Below are 25,845 nucleotides of genomic sequence, written 5' to 3' on the forward strand. Positions count from 1 at the left end.
GCCCACCCCCCCCCCCCCCGGTTCCGGCACCTATTGCACGGTGATCGTTTCTTTCATATTCGGATGGATGCCGCAAAACACCTTGTACACCCCCGGTTTGTCGAACTTGAACTGGTACGTATCGTTCTGATCGAGCGCGGCGGAGCGAAACATGCCTGCGTCGTTCACGACGGTGTGCGGTTCGCCGTCGAGATTTTTCCACGTCACCGTCGAGCCGGCCTTGACGGTAAGCTCCATCGGCGAAAACATGAAGTTCTTGATGACCACCGTGCCAGCCGTTTGCGCTTGTGCAACGGAAAGCCCGGCCGATGCGGCGATAAGCATCGAACTACCGAGCATCACAAAGAGCGCCCGTCCAATAAAATTATTTCGCATAACTGATCTCCAGATAGAAATGAAATCCTGCAATCAAACGAGTGTTGTATCGTCGAGCGTCGCTTTGAGCGGATGACGTTCGATCTTGATGCTGGTTACGCCGAGCATCTTTGGGAGTTGATCGCTCGCTACCGTGAGCGGTCCGGGGCCGGGGCCGTTGCCGGCGGTTGGCTGCGGATAGGCGGTGGAGCGAGCGGTATGGAACGTGATATTGCCTTCGACCTTCGTCACGATCTGATGAATATGACCGTTCAGCACGGTCACCGAACCAAAACGCTTCAGATAACTCATGGCCTGACCGGCGTCGCCCGTGCCCCACCCCCACGGTTCGTAGATCGTCCACATCGGCATGTGGGCAAAAACGACGATCGGCGTGCTGGACGAGCGGCCTTTCAGGTCATTTTCGAGCCAGGCGAGTTGATCGTCGCCGAGACCGCCCAAGCCGTTAGGCTTGAAATGCATCACGTTCACGAGCGCGACGAAGTGCACGCCGTTGTGGTCGAAGCTGTAATAGCCTTTATTGTCCGAAGCTTTGCCGAAGCGGCTGAAGTATTCGGTGCCGGGCCCGTCCGTCACGTCGTGTTCGCCCGGCACGGTGTGGAGCTCCGTGATATTCAGTCCCGACATCAACTGCGCGGCAAGATCGAATTCCGCCGGTTTCGAAAGATGCGTGATGTCGCCCGTGTGGATGGTCAGCGCAGGCTTGACCGGCATGGCGTTGACGTAGTCGATCGTTTGCTTGAGCGTGCCCGCGACGTCCGGGTTGGCTTCTTTATTGAAACCGATATGCGAATCGCTGATCTGCAGGAAAAGCGGCACACCCATCGACGTCGCGGATGATTTCGCGTCAGCCGCAAGCGCCAGTTCCACGGGGGTGAGAATGCCGCCAGCAAGAACGAACACTGTGCCGACGCCGCCGAAAGCGAGACATTTCAGCGCGCCGCGGCGGGATGGATTGAATGATTGATGTGACGACATGTTGACTCTCACGATAGGGATTCGCAGGCAAACCGCGGGATCATCCGGCGGGCCACACGACTCGGTTCACCTGCAAGACTGCCGCACCGCCGGTTTTATTCCAGCAAAAACGAATTTTGTGACGGTCAGCGAATCAGCCGCGCACGCTCATCTACGCTTATCTGTCGCGCAACCCGGTCAAGGCGGGAATAGCCGAGCCGCGCCGGCAGTCTTGCAGATGAGAGAATCTGAAAGGAGGCGTCAAAATGGACATCATCGACATGGCCCGTGCCTCGGGCATGGCGGTCATCGTCGACGGCAGGATTGGCCGGGAGGAATACCAGAGCGTGTGTGGCTCCTTATCCGCATTACAGCGATTCGCCGAAGCAGTGCGCCAGGGTACGGTGCAACAGAGCCGGCCTCAAAGGCGTACCCTCAAGCCCGCTCGCAAAGCATGAGGAGCATGAGAAACGTGAGGCCAGGCAGGCGCGATGGCGTGTTCGACACGGTTCGGCCGCGCGCGCTCAAGGCGTTTTCCGCAGCTTACGAACTGAAGGGAGGGTAACGTGCGAGCGGAAATGCGGCCTGTTCTGCACCGCCTGCAACTCGGGTCGGGCGTGGTGCTACTCATTTATCTGTTTTTACATCTGGTCAACCATGCGCTCGGAATCTGGTCGCTCGATCTGGCCGGACGCGGACTCACGTTGGCTCTGATTATCTGGCATAGCGTGCCCGGCACGATCCTGCTGTACGGATCGGCCCTGCTCCATTTCGCGCTGGCGGTGCGCACGATTTACGGGCGGCGTCACTGGACGCTCCCGCTCCCTGAATGGATCCGCCTATGGGCCGGACTCAGCCTGCCGCTGCTGCTTATCCGGCATGCGGTTTCAACGCGCCTCGCGACATCGCTGTATGGTTTCGAGCCGAACTACGAACGGATCGTGATATCGCTGATCACGAGCGGCACGCAAGGTTTGCAGCTTGCGCTGCTTGCACCGGGCTGGATCCACGGTTGCCTTGGTGTGTGGTTCCGATTGCGTCACCATGCGGCGGCGCAACGCGCGAAACCCGTACTCCTTGCCCTGCTCGTTCTTTTGCCACTGCTATCCGCTGTGGGTTTTCTGCGGATGAAGCAAGCGGTCGTCGCAATGCATGCAGTGCTGCCCGCGCCTGACTCGAAACTGCTGGCGCATCAGCTCACGCTCGACACGTGGCGTCACAATCTCCTTACGCTTTATCTAGTCGTGCTGGTTAGCGCGCTTCTGGCGGGCCTGTTGCGCAATTGGCTGGAGAGCCGGCCAAGTTCGGCATGACCCGACGGTGGCGCGGATCTGATCGCTCCAGTTAGTGCTTTGCTCGATGCTCAACGGTTGCAGCGTGTGCCACCGATGCATCGAGACGTGCCGTGGCCCGCATCGCGGAGAACGCGGGCCACGGAATTGCCTTTGTGCAACGGCCAGGAACGACGGCTCGATGCCGTCTATCCCGCCCGCCTGGTTTATTGCGCTTGCTGCGCCTGCGGCTTCAGTTTGAACTTGCCTTGATAGCGGATCGTCGGACGCAGCGATTGCGTGGTCGGCGCAGTCATCAACATCTGACGTGCGAGCGGCGCGGCCGTCGAGCCCAGCGAACCGATGCTGCTCTCACGTGACGGGTCCGCCAGACCGTTCTTCACCAGCAGTTTGGCCTCGAGTTGCAGACTGGTCAGCAAAACCGGGTCTTTTAGCGCGTTGCCCTGCGCCAGCAACTGACTCCACGCGTTGTTGCTGTAGTTCGTCACGTAGTAGTCAAGACCGCTCGGATCCGCCAGCACGGCGGAACAACCGTTCAGACGGACCTGCGTTTGCGCGTCCTTCATCGCAATCGTCTTGCGCGAGGTCAGTCCGTCGCCGTACGCGAGTGTCAACGGAATAGTCCATTGCGTGCCGGGATACCGGTTCTGGTTGGGGAACGGCGACTGCTTCAACGTGACCACGGTCTGATTGGTCGTCAGATCGCACTGGGTGTCGAGCGACAGCAAAGGCACACCGGTTTGCCGCACGAAACTGTCGCCAATCGCAACCATCGGCTCGCCGCTGGCCTTCGCCAGTTCGTCCCACAAGCGCTTCGGCGTGCCGTTGCCGAGCGCATAGTCGGCCAGATACGACTGCAGTCCTTTTCGCAACACCTCTTCACCAAGATAGTTTTCCAGCATCTTCAGCACATGGCCGCCCTTGTCGTACGTAAAGGCGCTGGCGCTCAGCACGAAGTCGTTCGAGGCCCAGCCGTTAAAGTTCGGCTGCACCGGGAACGCGGTGGATTTCAGATCGGCGTTGATCACCGCGTACTTGTTCTTCACGTCGTCGACCCAACTGAAGCGGTCCGGAAAGAAGCGCACCTTGGTCTTGTTTTCAAAGAACGTCGCGAACGATTCGTTCAGCCACACATCGTCCCACCAGTCGAGCGTGACCAGATCGCCGAACCATTGGTGCGCGGCTTCATGCGTCAAAACCGTCACGCCATAGTCGGACATGGGGGTGCCGGGCGGCGGCAGAATATCGTCGGCAAATTCGAGAATCGCCCCCCAGTTCTCCATCCCGCCGAAGTTCAGATCCTTTTGCTCCTTGAAGGCGTCGTTCGCGGCGATCGTGTCGAATTTCGTGAGCGGCAAGGGAATGCCGGTGTACCGATAGTAGTAATCGAGCGCCTGCTTGGTCTGCTGCATAGCCGGTTTCGCCCAGTCACGCATGCCGGGCGGCGTGAAGATACGCAGATGCAGACCCTTGTGGTCAGGCAGCGGGCTCGCGAAGTCGTCGTCGAGAATGTCGAACTGGCCGCCGCCAAAGAAGAGCAGATACGAAGGCATCGGCGGCGTCTTTTCGAACGACACCAGCTTGTAGCCGCTATCCACATTCACCGCCGGCTTCTCCGCCGCGTTCGACACGACGTTCCAGTTCTGCGGGACTTCCGCGCTGACCTCGTAGGTGGGCCGGAAAGCCGGCTCGTCCCAGCCCGGGAACCATTGGCGCGCGAGGTTCGATTCGCCTTGCGTGAGAATCGCGCCGCTCGTGGTGCCGTCGGTCGACTTCAGGTCGACGCGGAACACGCCCTCCGCCGCGGAGCAACCCGGATAGGGATCGTTGCCGCAACTGCCGCCGGTTTTGGCGACCGGATCGTCATAGGTCTTGAAGTTGATGATGCCGCTCCACTCCATGTGCAGCGAGTAGTTGCCGGCGGCGATCTGCCCGCTCACGGGCCGAAGCTGATAGAAATCGCCGTCGTCTTGCGGCGTCGCGATCAACGGGATGTTGCCCGGCTGAAGTGTGATCGTTCCGTTCGTGAACTTGATGCGGTGCCCGGCGATCGTGATCGCGTTGACGGCCTTCAGCACCTTGATCTGCACGTCCGCCCGGCCGTCGAATGAAGACAGCGCCGGGTTCGGCCGGAACCACAGCTTGTAGTTGATCGGGGTGACCGTGTCGGGTAATTCGACCGGCGGCACGCTCTTGTTGATCGATGCGTCCGCAACGATCGGCGCGGCAGGCGGCGCAAGCGCCGCGTCGGAGGCGGCCACGGGCGTCTGGGCGGACTTGCTCGAGGGCGTTGGCGAGCCGTCTGAACCGCCGCAGCCCGCCAGAACCATTATTCCGGCTAACGCCAGGCACTGTATCTGCAATCGGAAATTTATACGCATTATTAATCCTCGACTGACGAAATCGGCATAAAGAAAGTGCGTTGAGTGCTTAAGCTGTGTTTCTCTGTTTTTCAGCGAAAAAGGTCTCCCGCACTAGCCGTGGATTGCTAGCGAGAATATATGGACGTGTTACTGCCTCAGCACTTGTGGCTGATTTTTGAATTGCGCTATTCAATCATTACAATTCTTTCGAAAAGATGGCGTGAACCGCTTTCTTCCGTTTTGACGCGATCACCATCACTGATGGGCAAAGCAACGGCATACCTGCGTCTCCGGGCAGGTGGGTGGGAACAGGATCAGTTTTTGGCGATAGTGCGTAGCCTAGTTTGGCAAACGTTCCTGTGTCAACTTCCTTTCACAATCTTTCCTTAACTGGTGCATTGTGTATGCAAACAGAATGGATTGAGTAATAAACGGAGTTAATGCTCTAACCGCCCGGATAAGCACCGGTTTCTACGGAAAACTTTATTTTATTGCGGTGCGGAGTGTGATAGGAGGTGAGGCGTCAGTCAATGCGCTTCTAAAATGAACCCATTGTTGAGTTCACGAAAGAAAATACGCCGCTAGTGGATGAAGTGACCACAAATCGGCATTGCGCTTAGCCGCGCATAGAGCGACGACTGGCCGCCGCGGGCATCGACGAATTGATCGGCCGCCAACGCAGAGCCCGCAGCGGCGCCGATCGCGATCAACACGAACGCGATCCGGCGTAGCCGCCCGGCCCGGCCGGTCAGCGTGCCTGACACGCTGCGCCAACTGGCGAGCAAGGTCATGGCGAGTGCAACGATCGCGCAGCACATGGCGGTGTTTTCAGGCGTTGAGCGCGGCGTTCGCGACTGCGGTGGCCGCACGCACCGGAAACGGATTGCGCCATGCGTCGAGCTCGTTCAACTGATCGTGCCAGCGCTGCATTTCCGGAAACTCGTCGAGCGGTATGGCTGCGTTTTTTGCATAGGGCAGCGTGATGGCAACGGAAAAGTCCGCGACGCTCAGGCGGTCGCCTAGCAGCCATTTGCGACCCTTGAGTTGCTGGTCGAGCACACGGGCAGACTTGCGAAACAGGCTCTGCTCTTCAGCCACGATCGCCGGGTCGGGTCCGCCGAGTCCAAACACCGGCTTGATGATCGACTCGAAGTAAAGCGCGCCGCCATGGGGGTAAAAATGGTGGCTGTTCCAACTGAACCAGCGCAGGAGATCGATCTGCCGGTCGTCTGTCGGCCAGAGATCGGACTCCGCGCGCCGCGCGAGATGGCTGATGATGGCGTCGGCCTCCCAGAGGCTTCTTTCGCCGTCGACAAGACACGGCACCTTGCCATTCGGATTGATCGCCAGATAGCCCGGTGCGCTCTGCTCGCCCTTTTTCAAATCGACAAAGGCATATTCAATCGGTAAGCCTAAATACTTTGCTACCGCGCAGGTTTTGCGTGGGGCCAGCGTTTCAGCGTAATAGAGCTTCATATTCGACCTCGGTGTGAGTTGAATTCGATTCCGATGCGTGTCAGTCGCCTTCGTTTTCCCAATGAGCCATGAATGCGTCGAGCTTGTCCAATGCCGTGCTCCAGCCGGCCTGATGAGCATCCCGCGCGGCCTCGTCAAAGAACTGTGCATGGGTGAGCATAAGTTCGGTTCCGTCTTCGATCGGGCGCAGCCTGAGCGTGACCCGCGAGCGGCGCTCGGGCAGCGTCACCCACTCCCATGTGAAAGCGAGTTTGCGGTCTGCTTCGACTTCCAGGTATTCGCCACGGCAGTCGTGCGTTTCGCCGTCGAGCGTCTGGAACACCACGCGAAACCGCCCGCCCACGCGCGGATCGGCTTCGGCGCTCAGCACCGGGCCGGCGTCGGGCCCCCACCAGCGCACCATCAGTTCGGGCTTCGTCCACGCTGCATAAACGCGGGCTGGCGGCGCCTTGATGCGCCGCACGATAGTCAGGCTCGGCTTTTCCTGGGTCATTCCTCGTTTCCCTCCACAAAATCGGCAAGCCGGTCGAGGCTCGCGGACCAGAAGCGCTCATAGCGCGTCAACCATGCCATCGCCTCTTCCATCGGTCCCGCAACCAGATCGACCGACACCGTCCGCCCGTTCTTCGTGCGCGCCACCAGACCCGCGTCGCTCAGCACATCGAGGTGCTTCATGACCGCGGGGAGCTTGAGCGGCAGCGGCCGCGCGATTTCCGTGACCGACAGCCCGGGCTCCCGCTCGAGGCGAGCGAGGATGGCCCGGCGTGTCGGGTCCACAAGGGCGGAAAACGTGCGATCGAGCTGACTGACTGGAGACTTTGCCATATGGTGAACTATAGAGGGCGCGTCAACGGTGTCAAGATTTTTCGTAGGGTGCCCGCATCGGGTGGACTTCCGTTTGCGACCCGTCGCCAGTCCGTTCTAGACTGCGGATCGGTCACACTCGAGGGAACAACCCGGTATGGACATTCTTCAAGGGATGGCGGTATTCAAGCGTGTGGTCGATGCGTCGAGCTTCTCCAGGGCGGCCGATTCGCTGGAGATGCCGCGCGCGTCCGTGTCGACGCTCGTGCAGAATCTGGAGAGCCATCTGGGGGTACGGCTGCTGAATCGCACCACGCGCAGCGTGCAGGTTACCGACGACGGCGCGCTCTACTACGAATACTGCACGCGCATTCTGGCCGAGGTCTCCGACGCCGAGTCCGCGTTGTCGAACAAGCTGCAAAACCCGCGTGGCACGATTCGCGTGGACACGTCTTCCACCTTTGCCGCCAACGTCCTGCTGCCCGCCATCCGCGATTTCCATGCGCGCTTCCCCGACATCACCGTGAAACTGGGACTGGCCGACCGCAATGTCGATCTCATGCAGGAAGGCGTTGATTGCGTGATCCGGATCGGCAATCTCGACGACTCGAACCTCATCGTGCGACCGATCGGCAGTGTCCGTTTGACCACCTGCGCCGCGCCGGCGTATCTCGAGGAGATGGGCGAGCCCGCCACGCCCGACGATCTCGAACATCATCGGGCGGTCAACTATTTTTCGGCTCGCACGGGGCGTGTCTATCCGTTCGAGTTTGAAGTGGACGGCGAGCTGATCAGAAAATCGCTGGACGGGACACTCGCGGTCAACGAAGGACTGGTGTTCGTGAAATCCGTAACCGAAGGACTGGGGATGGTTCAGGTCCCGCGCTTCATGGTCGCCAAGGCGATCGAGGCCGGCACGTTGCGCGAAATCCTCCGCGGCTACCCCTGTCCGCCTGTGCCGCTTTCCCTGCTGTATCCGCACCGCCGGTTGAGCATGTGCGTGCGGGTATTTAGCGAGTGGGTTCACGAGCTCGTACAAAAGAATCCCGACCTCAACGGCTAGGGATTGTGCAGGGCCGCCGCGCGCAGATTCCGGCAGCCTCGCCAGAGCGCCGCAAAAAATTGTCGGCTTTGGTGTCAGATTTTTTCATCTGCCCCGACTAAAGCCAGCGTAGACTTCCGCGGCGAGGGATTTATGGTGAATGACATCAATTTCGAATGTACTGCATGTGGCAAATGCTGCCACGACTTGCGCCTGGCGCTGACGATTACCGAGGCGATTGCCTGGCTGGAACGCGGCGGGCGAATGGAACTCATCTGCGAGGCCATCCCGTGGCCCGTCGAGCCCGAGCCCGGCAATGCACAGGCTGAATACAAACGGGTGCGTTCTTCGCCGGCCATGAGCGGAAGTCTGCCGGTGCGGATTTCGATCGTTCTCGCCGCGGCATTCGAAGGCGCATGCCCCAATCTGCTCGCCGACATGCGCTGCAATATCTATGAGCAACGGCCGCTGGTCTGCCGGATCTATCCCGCGGAAATCAATCCGTTCGTCGAACTGGCGCCGGAAAACAAGGGGTGCCCACCCGAGGCGTGGCAGAACAAACCGCTGCAACGGCAGGGCATCCTTGTCGATGCGGCGACCGTCGAACAGATCGCGCAGTCGCGCCGCGCGAATCAACTCGAGGCGCCGCTGCGCATGCAGGTATGCCTCGATCTGGGACTGAATCAGGCCGCGCTCGCGAACGAGGGCTTTGTGATGGTGTCGCCGGATAGCGATGCGCTGTTGAGCGCCCTGCGCAAGATTCACGCGAGCGCCCAAACGCAGGAAGCCGGCGCGCAGTGGACCTTCGTTTCGAATCGCGCCGCGACAGTTGAAACGCTTCTGTCGATAGGCGCGTCCGGTCACCTCGCTGAAACCACCGCTGCCGGCAATTCCCGGTATCACGGTTTCTTCCCGCCTTCATAGATGCAAAACCGCCGGCGTTGCTGCACGCCGATCCGGCCTGCATGTTCGTGTGGCTCAAGCTGCCGCCGCCATGGCGTGCCGACGACTTTGCGGCGAATGCGAAAGCGCGCGCACGATCTGATCACGATCTTCGCGTCAGTGTTCAGCCACGCTGCTGTCTTCCCCCTCACGCATGCCGTGAGAGATGAGCAAGCGGTATAGCGTCGTGCGTGAGATGCCGAGTTCGCGCGCGGCGTCGCCAAGCCGCCCGCGATGGCGCAGCAGCGCGAGTTCGATGGCCTGCCGTTCCGCTGTTTCGCGCGCTTGGGCGAGCGTCACGGGCACAACCTCCACGTAGTTGGAGAGTTCGAGGTCGGCCGCGCCGATGGTTCGCCCTTCCGACATCACAATCGCACGACGAACCCGGTTGATCAGTTCCCGCACGTTGCCGGGCCAGTCGTATTGATGCATCGCTTCGATCGCGTCCGGAGAAAAACCATACAGCCGCCGGCTCGCATCCTTCCTGTAGCGATCCAGCGTGTTCAGCGCGAGCAGTTCGATGTCCTTGCCGCGCGCGCGCAGCGGTGGTTCGTCGATTCTCAGCACGCACAAGCGGTGATACAGATCCGGGCGGAAACGTCCGTCGTCGGTCGCGGCCTCCATATCGACATGGGTAGCGGAAATGATGCGCACGTCGACCTTGATCGAATCGTTGCCGCCCAGGCGATCGATCGTGCTTTCCTGCAGGAAACGCAGCAGGCTTGCCTGACTCTCGAGCGGCAGATCGCCGATTTCGTCGAGAAACAGTGTGCCGCCGTGAGCGGCTTCGACGCGCCCTATTTTGCGTTGATTCGCGCCCGTGAACGCGCCGCGCTCGTAGCCGAACAATTCGGACTGCAACAGGTGCGGCGGAATTGCACCACAGTTGATAGCGACGAACGGTGCGTCATGGCGCGGTGAGCGAGCGTGAATCGCCGCAGCGGTCAGCTCCTTGCCCGTGCCGGATTCGCCATAAACGAAGACAGGCGCGTCGGTTGTCGCGACTTTGCGGATCGAGCGGAATAGCGCGAGCATGGCATCGCAGTTGCCGATCATCTCGCCTTCCGCTATCGACGTATCGACAAAGAGGGGCGCGCCGAGCGAGATCATGCCGCAGGCATGGCCTACTGTATCGACAATCCTGGCGTTCGCAGCAGGGAGCGTCACATAGTCGAAGCAGTAGTCGCGCACCAGCCGGCGTACGGTGGTCTCGTCGAGTTCCGGGGTGGCGGTCATTGCCACCCAGCCGACGTTCGGCATCGCGAGGCAACCTTCCAGCGCGGCAATGTCATGAACGTCGAACACGCTCGACAGATCGACCAGCCCGCCCGCCAGCGAGCCGTCGTTCACGGCTCGCCGTACGTCTCGAACCGAGCCGATCACTTCGACCTCCCAATCGCGCTCCTCGAAACTCGCCAATAGATCCGGCGAAGCGTCACGCGTGAAGTAGATGACTCGCCGCGTAATGGCCTTCATTGTGTGCATTGTTTTTTGTTTTCCCGCAGTGACGAAGCTCTGAGACGCGTTGCGTTCAGCGCTTCGTCACTGCGTTGTTCTTGTGGCCCTGCCGATCATACGCGGCTGCTGGGGCGCAACAATGCGCCCTGACGATATTTGAAGATTCAGTTCGGAACACACGCTGACCAGGTGGCATGGACAAATCATCGTCGAGCCGATCATGCCATTGAATCGACGCCTAGCGCCTCAACTTCCTGAAAAACTTGCGAATCTCGGCTGCGAGCAGATCCGGTTTTTCCATCGCGGCGAAATGGCCGCCGCCCGGCATGTCGCTCCATTGCACGACGTTGAAGGTCCGTTCGAGCCATGTGCGCGGCGGGTGATTGATTTCCTTTGGAAAACGCGCGAATCCCACCGGCGGCGCGACGCGCTGCCCTTCGCTGAAACGCATCGGCTGCAGCCGGTTTTCCCAGTACATCTGCATCGCTGAGCCGATACTCTGCGTGAACCAGTAAAGCGAAATATTCGTGAGCAGATCGTCTTTCGAAAACACCCGCTCGACGTCGCCGTCGCAATCGCTCCATGCGCGAAACTTCTCGCCGATCCACGCCGCGAGCCCCACCGGCGAGTCGTTCAGCGACGCCGCCACGGTCTGCGGTTTCGTGCCGTGCAGATGGGCATAGCCGCCTTCGAGCGCGGCCCACTCGTTCTTCTCTTGCAGATAGGCCTCCTCGGCGGGCGTGAGCGGTGTCTGCGCTGCACCGCTTGCGGGTTCGTAGGAGCTCGGCAAGAAGTTGAGATGAATGCCGTCGACACGCTCAGGATGCCGGGCCGCGAGCGCGATCGAGACGCCCGCGCCCAGGTCGCCGCCCTGAGCGCCAAAGCGTTCATAACCGAGGCCACGCATCAGCGAAGCCCACAGATCCGCCACCTGAAACGCGGCCGTGCCGGCCTCTGCGGGAGCTTGCGAGAAAGCGAAGCCGGGCAGCGACGGAACGACGACGTCGAACGCATCGGCGGGATCGCAGCCGAAGGCGGCCGGGTCGCATAAGCGGTCGATCAGCGCGTGAAACTCGAAAAACGATCCCGGCCAGCCGTGCGTGATGACAAGCGGATAGCACGCCGGGCCAACGCCGCGCCGATGCACGAAGTGCACGCGCTGTCCTTCGACCTGGGCGAGAAATTGCGGCTGCAGATTCAAGCGGCGCTCCGCTTCACGCCAATCGAAACGCCCGGCCCAGTACTGCGCCAACTCGCGCAGCCACGCCGAATCGGCGCCTTGCAGCCACGCGGGCGACGGCGTCGCCGGAGCCCAGCGTGTCGCGCTAATGCGCCTGCGAAGATCGTCTATGTCTGCGTCCGGTACGGCAATCTGAAACGGCTCTATCTGCATGTCAGTTCATCCGGCACAGGGTGTGGGCATAACAGGCGCTTTGCGTTCGACCGTGCTATTCAGTTGCAGCGAAGGTGCAAAGCGGGCACAGCAATCCGCATGGTACACAATGAGCGGCCTCAGAGCTTGCGAGCTTGAGGACTGGATAGCTTCGGCGGCACGAACAAAAAAAGCCCGCAAAATGCGGGCTTCTCAGCTTGCTTCCTGCGCGGACCGCTTAGAAGCGGTGCCGGATACCTATTGTGCCGACCACCTGCGAGCTGGTCGACGAGGCGCTCACGCCGACAATGTCGGCGGTAATGCCCGAGTCGCCCACACTGCCGACGTGCTGGTACGCCGCTTCAACATACACGTCAGTACGCTTGGACAAGGCATAGTCCGTCTGCAGCGTGATCTGCTGGTACTTCGGGCTTGCACCGTTCAGACTCGCATCGGTGAACGTGTACGCGCCCGACACCGTCCATGCCGGCGTGAATGCGTAACGCGCGTTCACTTCATAGTTCGTGAAGCGCGCGCTGCCGGCGGTCAGCGCGAATCCGCTGCTCGTGCCCGATGCGGACGATCCAATCAACGTGGGGTTGTTCAGTTGCGTCTGCGTGAACACCAGACCGACGTTGGCCGCACCGAATGCATAATTTACGCCTGCGCCATAGGTGCGCTGACGGCTGGCGTTAAACGTGGCGTCGCCGTTCGCCACGGCGCCGTTCGAATTGGTCGTCGAGCCGCCGCCGTTCAGTTGCAGGTAGCCCGCAGCAACCTTCAGGCCGCCGAATGCGTACGACGCGCCGACGCTGTAGGCGCGGCTATCAGCGAAGCCGCCCGCCGCATCCGAGAAGCCGTACAGGGCGCCGAACTTGAAGCCGCCGTAGTCGACGCTCTGGAACTTGACGGCATTGTTGATCCGCATCGAGTTGTTCAGGTTGTCGTTGTCGTACGGGTGCGAGGCGAGCGTGCCGCCGTATTGCGTGCCGTTCAGCGCGAGCGGAGCAAGGTAGTCGACTACGCTGTCGTACTGGCGCCCCAGCGTAACCGAGCCGAACTGGTCGCTCGACAGGCCCACGAAGGCCTGGCGGCCGAACTCACGGCCGTTCTGCCCCAGCTTGCCGGTCGACAGATTGAAGCCGTCTTCCAGCACGAAGACTGCTTTCAAGCCGTTGCCCAGATCTTCCGAACCACGCAGGCCCCAACGGTCGCCGTTCAGCATGCCGCTGGCTTGCTGATAGTTGCTGTTACCGCCTGAGTTGCTGGTGTAGGTCAGCCCCGTGTCGATCAGGCCGTACAACGTGACCGAGCTTTGTGCGTGGGCGGCACCCGCAGCGCCGACGAGTGCAAGCGAGAGGCCCGACAATACGAACTTATTCATTGATTTCTCTCCGGAATTCAACAGCGGATGCTATTGAGTGGCGGAGAATATCCCAATGGTCGAAATACTGTTTTTCAGTTAATTACGGCGTTGCGCTTATGCGACGTCGTTGATTTTAAAGATTGCCGATCATTTCACCGGAACGGGCCGTCTTGCGTAAAGAGTGAAATGGGCTGTACGCCTCTCGCGAGCGCGCTTCAAGGGCCTGATTTTGCGCATTTTCCAGAGAATCAGGCCTGCGCCGGCCTACATGAAACGCCCTCCAGCCATTCGCACAGGTCGATTTATTATTCCGATTAATTTCAACCGTAATTACATGGAATATCTATTAAGATAAATAAACAAATTCAGCCAATTATTGCGGCAATCGAAAATAATCATTGCTAATTTTAAAATCTCAGGGGCGCGGCGCGATGGTCAGGCTCGGTGCGCCACCCGGTCCAGCCGGGTCTGGATTGCCGAACGCGGGAAGACCACCGTCGGCACGGGCACGGGCAATTTCCGCGCGCACTTGTGCGCGTGTTTTCGCCCCGCTCTCTGAATTCGTCGGCGTGCCGGCGGCGGGCGCAAGCTGAGGGCCCCACGGTGTCGATTGCGCCGGTGCGGTTAGCTCGGCTTGAGGTACTGGCTGCGTTGCTGATACCGCCTGTGTCGGCTTCAAATCAGCAGGCGAGCCGGTCGCGGTAGAGACCACCGCAGCCGTGGCCTCAGCCGCCACCGAGGATGACGCACGCCCAACTGCGGGTACACCAGCGCCATTCGCGGTGCCACTCGAGACGCTACCCGCGCCAACCGTAGTTACCGTGGTTTCAGGACCCCATCGGGTCTTCGCATAGCTGGAGGGCGCACGGTTCGCGTGTTCACGCGTCGCGAAGTGGTTTTCATGAGGACGGACCGTGTGCCCGTAAAACAGCGACGAAGAGCGAGCTGGTTTTCCCCCTTGCCGTGTCGACTTCTCCACCTGCGCAGCGGCCTGCGCGTGCGGCGCCTGTTCCACGCGCGCCGCGACTTCTTTTTGTAGCGCGAGAACCCGATCGTCGCCACGGTGTGCTGAGCGTACCGCGTCCAATTGCGCTTGAGCGGCAACCAGATCGTTGCGCTGCAGACTGCGGCGCGCCGCTTCGAGATTCCCTGCGATGGCCGCTGCTGAGTCGGCAGGTGCCACGACCGGTCCAGCACTCACCGAGCCGGTGATCGTGTCGCCGCGTGTGTCATGAGCCCACGCATTGCCACGCTCGAGGCCTGCTTCGTCCGGCGACAGCCAGTTTTTGTCCGACTGCGAAATATAAGCCGCGATCCCAACCACGCCGACAACAACGCTCGTGAGAACGATCTTCCTGGACTCGTTAATCATGACGCCTCCCTCTCGAATCGTGGACGTGCGCGTTCGCGGTATCGCAAACGTGCCCGAATTCATCAGAGGGTTCGTAGCGAATTAATCGATGCCGCCGCAACGACCGCGAGTTCGGGCCGGTGCAGTCACGTACGAATGAGAGTGCAAGCTGGATGCGTACTATGTTCTATTTATAGTCGCCAAACGTCGATTTGTCCGCATCTGCCTGGCGCGTTGTCCGAAAAAGCCAGCTTGCTGGCCAGCCATTTCTAGGACGATTGTTTGAACTGCGAAGCAATCAAAAGCGAATTTGAATTCAGCGTTTGAATCCGGCGAATGCGATGCATACGATGCATGCCTACACGAGCGGCCCTTCCGTCTGCTTGCCACGCACGGCCACCGCAATCGAACTGCCGACAATCAACGCAATGCCGAACAGCGACATGTTGCCGATCGTCTCGCCCCACGCGACATAGCCGAATAACGCAGCCCACACGATGCTGGTGTAGTTATACGGCGCGAGCGCACCGGCGTCGGCCTGTCGAAATGCCATCGTCATCAGCAACTGCCCTGCCGTGGCAAATCCGCCGAGCAAGGCCATCACCGCGAGTGCCTGGAGCGACGGCGTGCGCCACGCAAAAAACAGCGATGCCCCGGTGACGATCGTGCCGATCATCGTGAAATACAGCACCGTGGTGCCCGAATCGTCGGTGGCGCGAATCCGCTTGATCTGAATGATCGATAACGCGCCAAAAAACGCGCTCGCAATCAGCAGGACCGGCCCGAGCCAACTCGAATGCGAACCGTCCGGCCGCACGACGAAGAGCACGCCGACAAAACCGACCGCGGCGGCCAGCGCATCGCGTGGCTTGAGTGTTTCCTTCAGGATGAACGGTGCAAGAACGATGACCAGCAAGGTCTCCGAGTAGACGATCGCCACCGCTTCGCTGAGCGGGACATAGGGCAGCCCTGCAAAGAACAGTCCCGAGGCGCCGAGCAAGGTCAGCGCGCGCAGGGTCTGTCCGCGCACATCCATGTGCCTGAAACGCTCGATGAGCGGCTTGCCGCGCAGGCAAACCGCGATGGCAGGCAACAAGCCGAACAGCATCCGGAAGAAGGTCACCTCATTGGCCGGATAAGCGAGCGCCACCGACTTCGCCAGCGCGTCGACGAGCGCGAAGCAGAACATCGACACGAGAATCAGCGCAATGCTGCGTAGCGGCACGGCTGAATTGCGGACGGCAGTGATGGGCGGCATGAATTTTCCTGACAGCGCGCGAAGCAGCGCGTCGCTTGGGTTTCGCCCCGGTGAAAGCGAGGCGTAATCGGCAAACGGATTATGCCTGCAGTGCCTCGGGTCATCGACTGCGAAAAACCGCACCCACCTATTGCGCATGGCGCCGTCAGCGCGTGCCTGCGCTCTGGACTGACACCCTCCCCCTTGTTTGCACCATTCCGGGTAAGTACCGATACAGGTCTTCGCAACTAATAATATTATTAATATCGATTTCCGCATCCATGGGGCGTTGACACAGCGTCTTTGACCCTATGCAGATTTAATAATAATTATGACCATCTATTAAGCGGGGACATCAGGAGATACAGGTGCGCAATTACTTTGTGCTAGCAACGCTCGCCATGCTGGGCGCTTGCGGCGGCAATGACGGTTCGCCGGACGTGGCTGCGTCAGCGAACAAGCAGATCGCGGCAGTCGATTCCTCGGCTGCGTCGGCGGCCCTTGCGGCCTCGGCAGCGGCCCTGGCGGATACGGCCAGCGTGGAAGCCGAGTTCAGAGCGGCGAAGACCATCCCCCTGGGGATGAAGACGACAACGCCGCCACTCGTGATCGCGGACCCTACCCTCAACCTTGCGCCGTACACGCCACCGCCCCCACCCACTCCGGTTTCCACCACGAGCCTCAACTTCGGCGACTTCACGAGCTACCTCGCACCTGGATCGACACAAGGCTGGCAACCCGGCACGAGCAGTTCGACCATCACGATTCCCCCACCGGCCACCAACGGCACGGGCGCGGGCGACAAAACCGTTGCGCTCGCAAGCACCTATGCCACGGCGTCTTACGAAGCGGATGTGACGGTCAGCGCGCCGGTGGGCAGCGGCGCCGCGAATGCCGGCTTTATCGTGCGCACGACGAACCCCACAGCAGGCGGCCCCGATAGCCTGACGGGCTATTACATCGGCCTCGATACGGGTTCGCACGTGCTGCAGGTCGGCCGTGAAAACAACAACTGGACGAGCTTCATCGCCTACCCGATGAGCACGATCGTGGGCGGCAGCACGCACCACCTGAAAGTCACGACGAGCGGCACGGCCATCACCGTCGATCTCGACCAGCAGCGCGTAATCAGCGTCAACGACGCCACCAACGCGCTCCCCACGGCTTTCCAGTCGGGCAGCTTCGGACTGCGGCGATTCGGCGTCGGCGCGACCTTCAGCAATATCACGATCCATACGTATCCGGGCGTGACGTCACCCAGCTTCGATTTTTCCAAAGTTGTCGGTGCGGTCTATACGCCGTCCAACGCGGTGAACGCGATCGACTTCTGGGAGAACTACGACCCCGAGATCGTCAATCGTGAGCTGACCTACGCGCAAACGTACGGCATGAACACGATTGCCGTGTATTTGCACTACCTCGTGTGGGCGAACGATCGTGTCGCATTCCTGAGCAAATTCGAGAACCTGCTGAAGATCGCCGCGCGGCACGGCATCAAGGTCTCGCCGATCTTCTACGACGATTGCTGGAACCCGACGCCCGCGTATGGCCCGCAACCCGCGCCGGTCTGGGGCGTGCATAACAGTCAATGGGTGCAATCGCCAGGCACGCCGGTCGAGCAGGCGTATTTCCAGCCCACAACGGCCAATGCCGGCATCACGTACAAGCAGAGTCTCGCGAGCTACATCACCGACTTCGTCGCGCCGCACCGCAACGACCCGCGCATCATCTTCTGGGAGCCCATGAACGAACCGGGTTGCAGCGGCAATGGCTCGTTGCAGCAAACGCGCGCCGTGATGATGAACGATGCGCGCATCGCGATTCTCAATGCGGGTGCGACGCAGCCGATCAATTCGCCGCAAGTGCAGGAGGACGAAGGTACGTATTTCTCGGACTTTTATGCGTTCCATCCGTACAACAACCCGTACACGGGTCCGGTGAACGGCAGCAATGTCAACGCGTTGAATTCCGAAACGCTGCAGCGCGGCTTCCCCGGCACGACGGGACAGACGATGCCGGGTATTGTGTCGAACTACGGCGGCACGACGGGCTTCGTCGTGTGGGAACTGATGATCGGCCGCACCAATACGCGCTTCCACTGGGGTCAGGTGCCGGGCGCGCCCGCCACGGTCGAACCGGCAACGCCCTTCCAGGGGACGATCTATCCGGATGGTCACCCGTGGCAGACGTCGGAGGTCCAGGCGTTGACGGGCGGCTTCGATGTGAAGCTGCCGGTGCTGCAGGTCGGCTACTACAACGATCCGACTTTCAGCAGCGCGCCGGTCAAGACGTCGGTCACGCCGTTGATCGACTTCGACCTGAACACCGAGCGCGGCACCGATTCGCCTGACGCCTCCGCGGGCATCAACGCGACCGGTTATGGCGTGCGGTGGGCCGGCGCGATCGAGGCTGCAAGAACCGGGCTCTATACGTTCTCGATCAATAGCGACAACGTTGCGCGCCTGTGGATCAACGGGGTGCGGATCATCAACAAGAAGACCTCGAGCCTGGCCACCGTAAGCGGCACGACCTGGCTCAGCGCGAAGCAGCGTGCCTCGATCAAGGTCGAGTATGTGCACGGCACGGGCCCGGCGAGCATGCACCTGTCGTGGTCGAGTCCGGTTGCGCAGAACCCGGGGGCACTGAGAATCGTGCCGTCGGATTCGCTCGTGACGTCGAACTAACGGAACGATCGTGGCGCCGGTCCGCAGCATGGCAGTCGTTGCCGACTGGCGGCTTCGTCGATCTGGATCAGCGCGGGCAACCGGTGCATAAATCGAATAAGCGGCGCAGAGCGTTGCGCGCAAGAGCGCCAGCGCTAATCCGTTGCAAAGCGCCGGTTCAGCCGGTTCAGCCGTTACCGCCGTGCCACAGCGTGAGTTTGTTCACAACGACCAGCACACCGGGCACGGTTCGGGCGATTTGCTCCGCTTGCCGGATCTGATCGGCGCTGTGCACCGTACCGCTCAGGATCACCGCGCCGTCGCGTGCGCGCACGAACACGCCCGATACATTAAAACCTGGAGCCTTATCGAGCGCTTGCCGGACTGCCGTCGACAGACTGCTGTCAGACTGCGGCGCGGCCCTGCGGCTTGCCGTTGCTAGCGACGCGTCGGCGTTCAAGGTCCCACCGCCTGTTTGCACACAAGCCGAAAACGCCGTCGTCATGCACACGGCTGCCAACAGACCATGGTCTCGTTTGCGGTTCATGTTTTTGTCCGGTGGGAATTCGAGGCACAACCCGGAATACTGTATAAAAACACAGTATAATGATTGCTACGGATAGCCCTTTGTTTGGTCACTGGGCTATGGTTCCCCAAGGTTTGAATCATGGCGTTCCAGCAAGGCCTGTTTGCCCCCGAGCCCGTGTCCCTCGTCCATGACGAGGAAGGCGGGATTCGATATTTACCTGATTCGATCCCGGCAATTGCCGCGCAGGAATGGTTCGAGCGGTCATTTGAGAATATCGGCTGGATGAGCCAGCAACGCATGATGTACGACCGGGAAGTAGCGGTGCCACGTCTGCTCGCCACCTTCGCCCGCGAAGCTGAAGATCTGCCGGCGCCGCTCGGCGAAGCATTTGAGGCCGTCCGTGCGCTGCTCGGTGCGCCGTTCAATCGCGTCGGCCTCAATCTCTACCGCGACGGCAACGACAGCGTCGCGCTCCACGGCGACAAGACAGAAAAGCTGGTGCCGGGCCAGCCCATTGCCATCGTCTCGCTCGGCGCGAGCCGCCGCATGTCGATCCGGCCAAAGGCGGGTGCGGGCCGGATCGTGCATGTGGAACTGGCGCCAGGCAGTTGCATCGTCATGAGCTACGCCTCGCAATTCACGCACGAACACGGCATTCCCAAGCTGGCCGGTGTAACCGGGCCACGTATCAGCCTCGCGTTTCGCTGTTATGCCGTGTGAAGCGGCTTGAAGCGGGTTAAAGCTGATTGAAGCGCGTTGCAGCGGCTCGCGTGGCTTGAGGCCCTTTCTAACCGAGCTTCGCGAGCAGCGCTTCGGCCGCTGCTTCAGACGACGCAGGATTCTGCCCCGTAATCAGATTGCCCGCGATCACGACATGCGATTGCCAGTCCGGCCCCTTCGAATACCGGGCGCCGTTCTTCTTCAACATGTCTTCGACGAGGAAAGGTACGACATCGGTAAGACCGACCGCCGCTTCCTCGGAATTGGAAAAACCGGTCACCGGTTTTTCACGCACGAGCGGCGCCTGGTCCGCCGACTTCGTATGCCTCAGCACAGCAGGCGCATGGCATACCGCGCCAACCGGCTTTCCGGCGGCATACATCGCTTCGACCAGGGCAATCGAATGCGGGTCTTCGGCAAGGTCCCATAGCGGCCCGTGACCGCCGGGATAAAACACCGCGTCATAGTCCGCGGCCGATACGGTGGCAAGCTTCACGGTGTTCGCCAGCGCGGCTTGCGCGTCCGTATCCTTGCTGAATCGGCGGGTCGCGTCGGTCTGCGCGTCGGGATCGTCGCTCTTCGGGTCGAGCGGCGGCTGGCCGCCTTTGGGCGACGCAAGCGTCATCTCGACGCCGGCATCCTTGAACACGTAATACGGCGCGGCGAACTCTTCGAGCCAGAAACCGGTCTTCCGGCCTGTATTGCCGAGTTGGTCATGGGACGTCAGCACCACCAGGACTTTCATGGAAACCTCGCGAGTCAGTTCACTTCGCGTGGAGCCGAACCGTGGAGCCGAGTCGCCAGCTTCGCGCGTTCTGGCAGTATAGGCGGCTATCCGGCGCGCAGAAGCATCCCGCTCACGCTAGACGACATAAATTTCCGGGTTGTCCACCAATGGCAAAAACTGCCCGGTGCGCCCATCGAGTGCGAGCATCGTGCCGCTTTCGATATTGAAAATCCAGCCGTGCAGCCGCAGCGTTTTGTTCGCCAGACCCACGGCCACCGACGGATGCGTGCGAATGTTCGCGAGTTGAGCCATCACGTTATCTTTGACCAGCGCGTCGAGACGTTCGGCGTCCGATGCGTAGGTTCGTGACGCGTTGATGGCTTTCGCCGCGTCGGCATGACGGAGCCACCCCGCCACCGCCGGCAGATGATCGAGGTTCTTGCACGTGCAGATCGCCGTCATCGCGCCGCAATTGGAGTGGCCGCAAATCACGATATCCTGCACGCCGAGTACCGCCACCGCGTATTCGACAGTGGCCGATACGCCGCCCGGCTCAGGACCGTACGACGGCACGATGTTGCCCGCGTTGCGGATGACGAACAACGCACCGGGCTCCACCTGGGTCAGCAATTCGGGAACGACACGGCTGTCCGAGCAGGTCACGAACAACGTGCTCGGACTCTGCGCAATCGACAAACGTTTGAACAAGGCGCTCTGCTGCGGGAAGACTTCGCGTTGAAAGCGGGCAAGTCCTTCGATGATTTTCTGCACGACGTTCTCCGGATAATCAGAGCCTCGGCCTGCCGAGCCTGCGGCAAAGGTCCGGGGCGTATCTGCGATCGTTTGGTGCGAGACTATACCGCAGCCGACTCGCCGCCTCATCCCGCAGCGGGCGGCCAGGCGCACGAAGGTGTGCGGGTGTCGTGAAACCAGGCGGTGTGCCGGCGAAAGACGAAAGGCGATCGGAGCAGGCCCGGCGTGCAGATGCCGGACCACCCTCCAGTGTCAGGATTCGAGCCGCTCGGGCCTCAGTTGAAATCCCCGGTTTCGAGTTCCACGGACCGTCCCCCGTTTTTTTCGAGGACGCGCCGCGTAGCATTTTCAATCCGCGCGCGATTGGCCTCGAAGGTCCCGACCAGATCGTGGGCCGATGGGCCCCCATTGCCGAAATGGTTGTTTAACGCGTCCAGCGACACGCTGCACCAGACGTCGGCTCCATCGACATTGGCTTCGAAGGCGACGCGCGCCGCTGCCACCACTTCACGGCGTCCGGTGAATTCGATCCTCATAATGACCCTCCATTTGGCGAAAGTGATGCTGAATCCGCAAAGGCCATGCCATGCCGCCTGGGTGCCACGTTTAGTGCCACATCAAGACGACCCGGCCTCGCCACCGCTACCTGCGCTCAGCACACATTCTCCGCAAGGTGCATACTCGAGATCGGCCGCCTTCGGGCGGCCGCGCTTATGCGTCGCGGCGTGCATGTCGCCTGTTACGCCGTCAGACGCTTCCAACATCCTAATACTACCCGCCCCATGTCCCGCAGCCCGCAATCGTCGCGTCCTTTAGTCATTGCCGCCGTTATGGCATCAATGGCGATGGTCGCCATCGAAGCCACCATCGTTTCCACCGCCATGCCGCAGATCGTCGCGCAACTCGGCGATCTGCATCTGTATAGCTGGGTTTTCTCGTCCTTCCTGCTAACCCAAACGGCGATGACCGTGGTGTTCGGCAAGCTTGCCGACCTGTATGGACGCAAGCCGGTCATGCTCGCCGGCATCGCAATCTTTCTGCTCGGCTCGGTGCTGGCCGGCTTCGCCTGGTCGATGCCCGCGATGATCGTGTTCCGCCTGATTCAGGGCGTCGGCGCGGGCGCGATCCAGCCGGTCACCTTGACCATCGTCGCCGATCTCTATCCGGCGCGCGAACGCGGCAAGGTGCAAGGCTATCTCGCCAGCGTGTGGGCCATTTCAGCGGTGGTCGGGCCAATGGTGGGCGGCTTCATCATTCACAATCTGTCGTGGGCGTGGATCTTCTGGATGAACGTGCCGATCGGGCTTGCCTCGGCAGCCGGCTTCATTGCGTTCCTGCGCGAATCGGAGCGGCATGCGCGGCCGTCGATCGACTTCGCGGGCGCGGCGCTCTTCATGGCGGCGATCGCGGCATTGATGATGGCGCTGACCTACGCCGGCGACGACGAGATCGCGAAGGCGGCGCTCGCCGGTGGCGCGTTCATGGTGTGCCTGCTGTCGTTCGTCTTCCAGGAGCGCCGTGCGGCTGAGCCGATGATCTCGTTCGCGCTCTGGAGCCGCCGCCCGATTGCCGCGTGCAATGCCGCAACCGTGCTGTCCGGCATGATCCTGATGGGCGCGACCACCTTCCTGCCGATGTACGTCCAGGGCGTGCTGCACCGTTCGCCCGTGGTCGCCGGTCTTGCGCTCACCATGATGATGGTGGGCTGGCCGGCGGGCGCGACGCTCGCGGCAAAATCGTTTCACCGCATCGGCTTGCGGCGCATTCTGATCGGCGGCAGCGCGTTCGTGCCGCTCGGCGCGGTGCTGCTGCTGTTCCTGCAGCCTGGCGGCTCACCGCTCATCGCGGCATTCGGCTCGCTCATCATGGGCTTCGGCATGGGCACGTCGAGCGTCAGCTCGCTCGTGCTGATCCAGGAGATCGTCAAGATGGACGAACGCGGCAGCGCCACCGCATCGAATCTTTTCTCGCGCAATCTCGGCAGCACCCTGGGCGCGACATTGTTCGGCGCGGTGCTCAATTTCGGGCTCAGTCACTCGAAGGACGTCGCCGTGGTCACCTCTGATCAGTTGAAAGCGCTGTTGCAGAATCAGGTGGCGAGTCTCGCCGACAGCGACATGATCCGCCTGGTGCTGCATCAGTCACTGCACCTGACCTTCATCTCGATCTTCGCGATTGCGATTTTTGTGGTCGTGCTGCTGGGTTTCGTGCCGCCGATCACTATCGGACCGGCGAAGCAGGTCCCGCTTGAAGCGTTTTCGCCGCTCGAGGACTGAACGCCGCTACGTAATACGCGCCGGCGCGGACGCGCGCGAACCCCTGCTGCGCGTCGATCCTCAAGCTCCGTCCCGGCATAGTTTCATCATCCACGCATAAACCGCGTCCACCGCGGCGGAGCGCGCCGGTTGGGCCGAGCGCATCAGCCAGAGCGGCGCGAGTGCGAACCCCGGCACCTGCGGCAGGACCTCGACGCGCCCGCTCGTCAAGGCATCGCCGGCGGTCAGCCGGGACACCATCGCGATGCCGGCCTCCTGCTCGGCGGCCGCCACGAGAAAGCGCGGATCGCTGACCGTCAGCGACCGCCGCGTGCGCAAACCGCCCCGCCTTAACTCAGGCAACCATGGCGCCCAGTCCGCGCGCCCCTCGTGAACCAGCAAGGGGGCCTGCGTCAGCACCTCGGGAAACGGCGCCGAGCGCAAACGCCGCGCAGTCATGGGCCCACAGATCGCAACGGCCTCTTCTTCAAGCAGCAATTCGCACACCACTTCCGGCGTACGAATCTCTTTCTCTGACACCACCAGATCGACATCGACACGATCGATCTCATTGACCTCTTCACCGGTCACGAGCCAGATCTCGAGGTTCGGCAACGCCTCGGAAAACGCCCGCATGCGCGGCATCAGCCAGCCGGAGGCGAACTGCGGCGCGCACACCAGGATCACCGAATCAGGATTGCCATACGGCTCGATCCGGTCGCGCCCGTCGGCAAGCGTAGAGAGCGCATTCGTGACGGTTTGCGCGTACAGCGCGCCGGCGGCCGTCAACGCGACGCCGCGTCCGATGCGCCGGAAGAGCGGCTGGCCGGTCCACTCCTCAAGCTGCAGGATCTGATGGCTGATCGCCGATTGGGTCAGCGCCAGTTCCTGCGCGGCGCGCGTGAAGCTGCCGAGGCGCGCGGCGGCGTCGAACGCGAGCAAAGCCTGCAGAGGGGGAAGTCTACGCATCGGGTCACCCGGGTCACGGCAAGCTATTAAAAATATCGATACTTCCAGCAAGATTCTTCGCTTTTCGCCGGAATATTGCCCCGCAATCATAGCGTCAGTTGCCCTTCACACGAAGTTAGCCATTTCATCAGACATGAGAAATATTTGTGTGACGGTGCTCATTGAAACTGACCGGATCGATCTGTATGAACCTGCCCCACAACCTGAACGCTTTGCAACTCGCCGCCGCCCCGCCTCAGGCGCGCACTGACACTGCGACCGCCGGGCACCCTGCCGGGCCCACCTACGCCGGCGTGCTGTCGTTCATGCGCCGGCCCTACACACGCGACCTCACCGGCGTGGACGTCGCCGTATCGGGCATTCCGCTCGACCTCGCAACCACCTTCCGCCCAGGCACACGTTTCGGCCCGGCGGGCATGCGCGCGGCCTCGGTACAACTGGCCGACCTGGGCGCGTTTCCGTGGGGCTTCGATCCATTCGATCATCTCAACGTGGTCGACTACGGCGACTGCTGGTTCGACGCCCATAACCCGCCAGGCATTCGCGACGCGATTGTCGCCCACGCCCGCGAGATTCTCGCGACCGGCACCCGCATGCTGACGTTCGGCGGCGATCACTACATCACCTACCCGCTGCTGATCGCGCACGCAGAAAAATACGGCAAGCCGCTCAGCCTGATTCATTTCGACGCGCATTGCGACACGTGGCCGGACGACAACCCCGATTCGCTGAATCACGGCACGATGTTCTACAAGGCGATCCGCGAAGGATTAATCGATCCTGCCCGCTCGGTGCAAGTCGGCATTCGCACCTGGAACGACGACTTCATGGGCGTGCGCATTCTCGACGCGCCGTGGGTCCATCGCAACGGCACCCAGGCGACCATCGACGAAGTGCTGTCGATCGTCGGCGATGCGCCCACCTACCTCACCTTCGACATCGACTGCCTCGATCCGGCGTTCGCACCCGGCACGGGCACGCCGGTCGCGGGCGGCCTGAGTTCGGCACAGGCGCTGGAAATCGTGCGTGCGCTGGGCGCCGTGAATCTGGTGGGCGCGGACGTGGTGGAAGTGTCGCCGCCCTACGACCACAGCGACGTCACCGCGCTCGCCGCGGCGCACCTCGCCGCCGACGTGCTGTGCCTGATGCGCAATCAGAAACTGCAACGTCATCAGCGCATGTAAGGCCATCACC

General features: G+C 61.4%; 25 protein-coding genes. 8 read left to right on the forward strand and 17 right to left on the reverse strand.

Annotated features, from left to right (window positions below):
• Positions 1-30: 30 nt before the first annotated feature.
• On the reverse strand, positions 31-375 hold the full coding sequence (locus PQR67_RS31805; protein WP_408466774.1) for a cupredoxin domain-containing protein: 345 nt from the start codon (positions 373-375) through the stop codon (positions 31-33).
• Positions 376-408: 33 nt separating this feature from the next.
• On the reverse strand, positions 409-1,353 hold the full coding sequence (locus PQR67_RS31810) for a metallophosphoesterase family protein (RefSeq protein ID WP_408466775.1): 945 nt from the start codon (positions 1,351-1,353) through the stop codon (positions 409-411).
• Positions 1,354-1,598: 245 nt separating this feature from the next.
• Between PQR67_RS31810 and PQR67_RS31815 the strand changes: the two genes are divergently transcribed.
• Both PQR67_RS31815 and PQR67_RS31820 read left to right on the forward strand, forming a co-directional pair.
• A complete protein-coding gene (locus tag PQR67_RS31815) occupies positions 1,599-1,790 on the forward strand; it encodes a hypothetical protein (RefSeq protein ID WP_408466776.1) in 192 nt (63 codons plus the stop codon).
• A gap of 120 nt (positions 1,791-1,910) precedes the next feature.
• Positions 1,911-2,645 carry a hypothetical protein gene (locus PQR67_RS31820; RefSeq protein ID WP_408466777.1) on the forward strand — a complete coding sequence of 245 codons (735 nt, stop codon included), beginning with the start codon at positions 1,911-1,913 and terminating at the stop codon, positions 2,643-2,645.
• Positions 2,646-2,830: 185 nt separating this feature from the next.
• On the opposite strand, the gene PQR67_RS31825 is transcribed toward PQR67_RS31820, so the two are convergent.
• The 5 genes from PQR67_RS31825 to PQR67_RS31845 form a co-directional block, all read right to left on the reverse strand.
• Positions 2,831-5,005 (reverse strand): M1 family metallopeptidase, encoded by a 2,175-nt coding sequence (locus tag PQR67_RS31825; RefSeq protein WP_408466778.1) that lies wholly within the window; start codon positions 5,003-5,005, stop codon positions 2,831-2,833.
• Between the two features lie 563 nt (positions 5,006-5,568).
• Entirely contained in the window at positions 5,569-5,805 is a 237-nt protein-coding gene (locus PQR67_RS31830; RefSeq protein ID WP_408466779.1) for a hypothetical protein, read from the reverse strand.
• 10 nt (positions 5,806-5,815) lie between these two features.
• Positions 5,816-6,463, reverse strand: coding sequence for a glutathione S-transferase family protein (locus PQR67_RS31835; RefSeq protein WP_408466780.1), 648 nt, complete (start codon positions 6,461-6,463; stop codon positions 5,816-5,818).
• A 40-nt stretch (positions 6,464-6,503) separates the two neighbouring features.
• A complete protein-coding gene (locus PQR67_RS31840) occupies positions 6,504-6,956 on the reverse strand; it encodes an SRPBCC family protein (RefSeq protein ID WP_408466781.1) in 453 nt (150 codons plus the stop codon).
• Entirely contained in the window at positions 6,953-7,288 is a 336-nt protein-coding gene (locus PQR67_RS31845) for an ArsR/SmtB family transcription factor (protein ID WP_408466782.1), read from the reverse strand. Before PQR67_RS31845 ends, PQR67_RS31840 begins: the two co-directional genes overlap by 4 nt.
• 136 nt (positions 7,289-7,424) lie before the next feature.
• Here PQR67_RS31845 and PQR67_RS31850 point away from each other — a divergent pair, with 136 nt between their 5' ends.
• On the forward strand, positions 7,425-8,330 hold the full coding sequence (locus PQR67_RS31850; RefSeq protein WP_408466783.1) for a LysR family transcriptional regulator: 906 nt from the start codon (positions 7,425-7,427) through the stop codon (positions 8,328-8,330).
• A gap of 132 nt (positions 8,331-8,462) precedes the next feature.
• Positions 8,463-9,233 carry a YkgJ family cysteine cluster protein gene (locus PQR67_RS31855; protein WP_408466784.1) on the forward strand — a complete coding sequence of 257 codons (771 nt, stop codon included), beginning with the start codon at positions 8,463-8,465 and terminating at the stop codon, positions 9,231-9,233.
• 135 nt (positions 9,234-9,368) lie between these two features.
• Here PQR67_RS31855 and PQR67_RS31860 read toward each other — a convergent pair whose 3' ends face one another.
• From PQR67_RS31860 to PQR67_RS31880, 5 genes are all read right to left on the reverse strand, one after another.
• Positions 9,369-10,727, reverse strand: coding sequence for a sigma-54 dependent transcriptional regulator (locus tag PQR67_RS31860; RefSeq protein WP_408466845.1), 1,359 nt, complete (start codon positions 10,725-10,727; stop codon positions 9,369-9,371).
• Between the two features lie 220 nt (positions 10,728-10,947).
• Entirely contained in the window at positions 10,948-12,102 is a 1,155-nt protein-coding gene (locus PQR67_RS31865; RefSeq protein ID WP_408466785.1) for an epoxide hydrolase family protein, read from the reverse strand.
• Between the two features lie 217 nt (positions 12,103-12,319).
• Positions 12,320-13,465: a porin gene (locus PQR67_RS31870; RefSeq protein ID WP_408466786.1), complete on the reverse strand. Its 1,146-nt coding sequence runs from the start codon at positions 13,463-13,465 to the stop codon at positions 12,320-12,322.
• A 397-nt stretch (positions 13,466-13,862) separates the two neighbouring features.
• Positions 13,863-14,819 carry a DUF4148 domain-containing protein gene (locus PQR67_RS31875; RefSeq protein ID WP_408466787.1) on the reverse strand — a complete coding sequence of 319 codons (957 nt, stop codon included), beginning with the start codon at positions 14,817-14,819 and terminating at the stop codon, positions 13,863-13,865.
• Between the two features lie 337 nt (positions 14,820-15,156).
• The gene (locus PQR67_RS31880) at positions 15,157-16,056 is read right to left on the reverse strand and encodes a DMT family transporter (protein ID WP_408466788.1); all 900 of its coding nucleotides are present in this window, start codon (positions 16,054-16,056) and stop codon (positions 15,157-15,159) included.
• A gap of 347 nt (positions 16,057-16,403) precedes the next feature.
• Between PQR67_RS31880 and PQR67_RS31885 the strand changes: the two genes are divergently transcribed.
• The gene (locus tag PQR67_RS31885) at positions 16,404-18,719 is read left to right on the forward strand and encodes a PA14 domain-containing protein (protein WP_408466789.1); all 2,316 of its coding nucleotides are present in this window, start codon (positions 16,404-16,406) and stop codon (positions 18,717-18,719) included.
• A 166-nt stretch (positions 18,720-18,885) separates the two neighbouring features.
• Here the strand turns inward: PQR67_RS31885 and PQR67_RS31890 are convergent, their stop codons facing one another.
• A complete protein-coding gene (locus PQR67_RS31890) occupies positions 18,886-19,245 on the reverse strand; it encodes a BON domain-containing protein (RefSeq protein WP_408466790.1) in 360 nt (119 codons plus the stop codon).
• A gap of 120 nt (positions 19,246-19,365) precedes the next feature.
• Between PQR67_RS31890 and PQR67_RS31895 the strand changes: the two genes are divergently transcribed.
• The gene (locus PQR67_RS31895; protein WP_408466791.1) at positions 19,366-19,947 is read left to right on the forward strand and encodes an alpha-ketoglutarate-dependent dioxygenase AlkB family protein; all 582 of its coding nucleotides are present in this window, start codon (positions 19,366-19,368) and stop codon (positions 19,945-19,947) included.
• 67 nt (positions 19,948-20,014) lie between these two features.
• Here the strand turns inward: PQR67_RS31895 and PQR67_RS31900 are convergent, their stop codons facing one another.
• From PQR67_RS31900 to PQR67_RS31910, 3 genes are all read right to left on the reverse strand, one after another.
• Entirely contained in the window at positions 20,015-20,692 is a 678-nt protein-coding gene (locus PQR67_RS31900) for a type 1 glutamine amidotransferase domain-containing protein (protein WP_408466792.1), read from the reverse strand.
• 117 nt (positions 20,693-20,809) lie between these two features.
• The gene (locus PQR67_RS31905; protein ID WP_408466793.1) at positions 20,810-21,445 is read right to left on the reverse strand and encodes a carbonic anhydrase; all 636 of its coding nucleotides are present in this window, start codon (positions 21,443-21,445) and stop codon (positions 20,810-20,812) included.
• A 257-nt stretch (positions 21,446-21,702) separates the two neighbouring features.
• The gene (locus tag PQR67_RS31910; protein ID WP_408466794.1) at positions 21,703-21,963 is read right to left on the reverse strand and encodes a DUF1488 family protein; all 261 of its coding nucleotides are present in this window, start codon (positions 21,961-21,963) and stop codon (positions 21,703-21,705) included.
• A 246-nt stretch (positions 21,964-22,209) separates the two neighbouring features.
• On the opposite strand from PQR67_RS31910, the gene PQR67_RS31915 reads away from it, so the two are divergent.
• Complete coding sequence (locus tag PQR67_RS31915; RefSeq protein WP_408466795.1) at positions 22,210-23,703, forward strand: MDR family MFS transporter; 1,494 nt, start codon at positions 22,210-22,212, stop codon at positions 23,701-23,703.
• A gap of 60 nt (positions 23,704-23,763) precedes the next feature.
• Here the strand turns inward: PQR67_RS31915 and PQR67_RS31920 are convergent, their stop codons facing one another.
• Positions 23,764-24,651, reverse strand: coding sequence for a LysR substrate-binding domain-containing protein (locus PQR67_RS31920; protein ID WP_408466796.1), 888 nt, complete (start codon positions 24,649-24,651; stop codon positions 23,764-23,766).
• A 185-nt stretch (positions 24,652-24,836) separates the two neighbouring features.
• Here PQR67_RS31920 and speB point away from each other — a divergent pair, with 185 nt between their 5' ends.
• Positions 24,837-25,835 (forward strand): agmatinase, encoded by a 999-nt coding sequence (gene speB / locus PQR67_RS31925; protein ID WP_408466797.1) that lies wholly within the window; start codon positions 24,837-24,839, stop codon positions 25,833-25,835.
• Positions 25,836-25,845 lie beyond the last annotated feature (10 nt).

Origin of the sequence: Paraburkholderia fungorum, from assembly GCF_046026025.1 — a bacterium.
In the GTDB taxonomy this organism is placed as follows: Bacteria; Pseudomonadota; Gammaproteobacteria; order Burkholderiales; family Burkholderiaceae; genus Paraburkholderia; species Paraburkholderia fungorum_E.

What these genes read in the sequence shown, in the direction of transcription:
- PQR67_RS31895 (WP_408466791.1), top strand. Translation starts at nt 19,366, where the DNA reads ATGGCGTTCCAGCAAGGCCTGTTTGCCCCCGAGCCCGTGTCCCTCGTC.
- PQR67_RS31840 (WP_408466781.1), bottom strand. Translation starts at nt 6,956, where the DNA reads ATGACCCAGGAAAAGCCGAGCCTGACTATCGTGCGGCGCATCAAGGCG.
- PQR67_RS31855 (WP_408466784.1), top strand. Translation starts at nt 8,463, where the DNA reads ATGGTGAATGACATCAATTTCGAATGTACTGCATGTGGCAAATGCTGC.
- PQR67_RS31865 (WP_408466785.1), bottom strand. Translation starts at nt 12,102, where the DNA reads ATGCAGATAGAGCCGTTTCAGATTGCCGTACCGGACGCAGACATAGAC.
- PQR67_RS31815 (WP_408466776.1), top strand. Translation starts at nt 1,599, where the DNA reads ATGGACATCATCGACATGGCCCGTGCCTCGGGCATGGCGGTCATCGTC.
- PQR67_RS31875 (WP_408466787.1), bottom strand. Translation starts at nt 14,819, where the DNA reads ATGATTAACGAGTCCAGGAAGATCGTTCTCACGAGCGTTGTTGTCGGC.
- PQR67_RS31810 (WP_408466775.1), bottom strand. Translation starts at nt 1,353, where the DNA reads ATGTCGTCACATCAATCATTCAATCCATCCCGCCGCGGCGCGCTGAAA.
- PQR67_RS31820 (WP_408466777.1), top strand. Translation starts at nt 1,911, where the DNA reads ATGCGGCCTGTTCTGCACCGCCTGCAACTCGGGTCGGGCGTGGTGCTA.
- PQR67_RS31870 (WP_408466786.1), bottom strand. Translation starts at nt 13,465, where the DNA reads ATGAATAAGTTCGTATTGTCGGGCCTCTCGCTTGCACTCGTCGGCGCT.
- PQR67_RS31845 (WP_408466782.1), bottom strand. Translation starts at nt 7,288, where the DNA reads ATGGCAAAGTCTCCAGTCAGTCAGCTCGATCGCACGTTTTCCGCCCTT.
- PQR67_RS31830 (WP_408466779.1), bottom strand. Translation starts at nt 5,805, where the DNA reads ATGTGCTGCGCGATCGTTGCACTCGCCATGACCTTGCTCGCCAGTTGG.
- PQR67_RS31915 (WP_408466795.1), top strand. Translation starts at nt 22,210, where the DNA reads ATGTCCCGCAGCCCGCAATCGTCGCGTCCTTTAGTCATTGCCGCCGTT.
- PQR67_RS31890 (WP_408466790.1), bottom strand. Translation starts at nt 19,245, where the DNA reads ATGAACCGCAAACGAGACCATGGTCTGTTGGCAGCCGTGTGCATGACG.
- PQR67_RS31860 (WP_408466845.1), bottom strand. Translation starts at nt 10,727, where the DNA reads ATGAAGGCCATTACGCGGCGAGTCATCTACTTCACGCGTGACGCTTCG.
- PQR67_RS31835 (WP_408466780.1), bottom strand. Translation starts at nt 6,463, where the DNA reads ATGAAGCTCTATTACGCTGAAACGCTGGCCCCACGCAAAACCTGCGCG.
- PQR67_RS31850 (WP_408466783.1), top strand. Translation starts at nt 7,425, where the DNA reads ATGGACATTCTTCAAGGGATGGCGGTATTCAAGCGTGTGGTCGATGCG.
- PQR67_RS31880 (WP_408466788.1), bottom strand. Translation starts at nt 16,056, where the DNA reads ATGCCGCCCATCACTGCCGTCCGCAATTCAGCCGTGCCGCTACGCAGC.
- PQR67_RS31805 (WP_408466774.1), bottom strand. Translation starts at nt 375, where the DNA reads ATGCGAAATAATTTTATTGGACGGGCGCTCTTTGTGATGCTCGGTAGT.
- PQR67_RS31920 (WP_408466796.1), bottom strand. Translation starts at nt 24,651, where the DNA reads ATGCGTAGACTTCCCCCTCTGCAGGCTTTGCTCGCGTTCGACGCCGCC.
- PQR67_RS31825 (WP_408466778.1), bottom strand. Translation starts at nt 5,005, where the DNA reads ATGCGTATAAATTTCCGATTGCAGATACAGTGCCTGGCGTTAGCCGGA.
- speB (WP_408466797.1), top strand. Translation starts at nt 24,837, where the DNA reads ATGAACCTGCCCCACAACCTGAACGCTTTGCAACTCGCCGCCGCCCCG.
- PQR67_RS31900 (WP_408466792.1), bottom strand. Translation starts at nt 20,692, where the DNA reads ATGAAAGTCCTGGTGGTGCTGACGTCCCATGACCAACTCGGCAATACA.
- PQR67_RS31910 (WP_408466794.1), bottom strand. Translation starts at nt 21,963, where the DNA reads ATGAGGATCGAATTCACCGGACGCCGTGAAGTGGTGGCAGCGGCGCGC.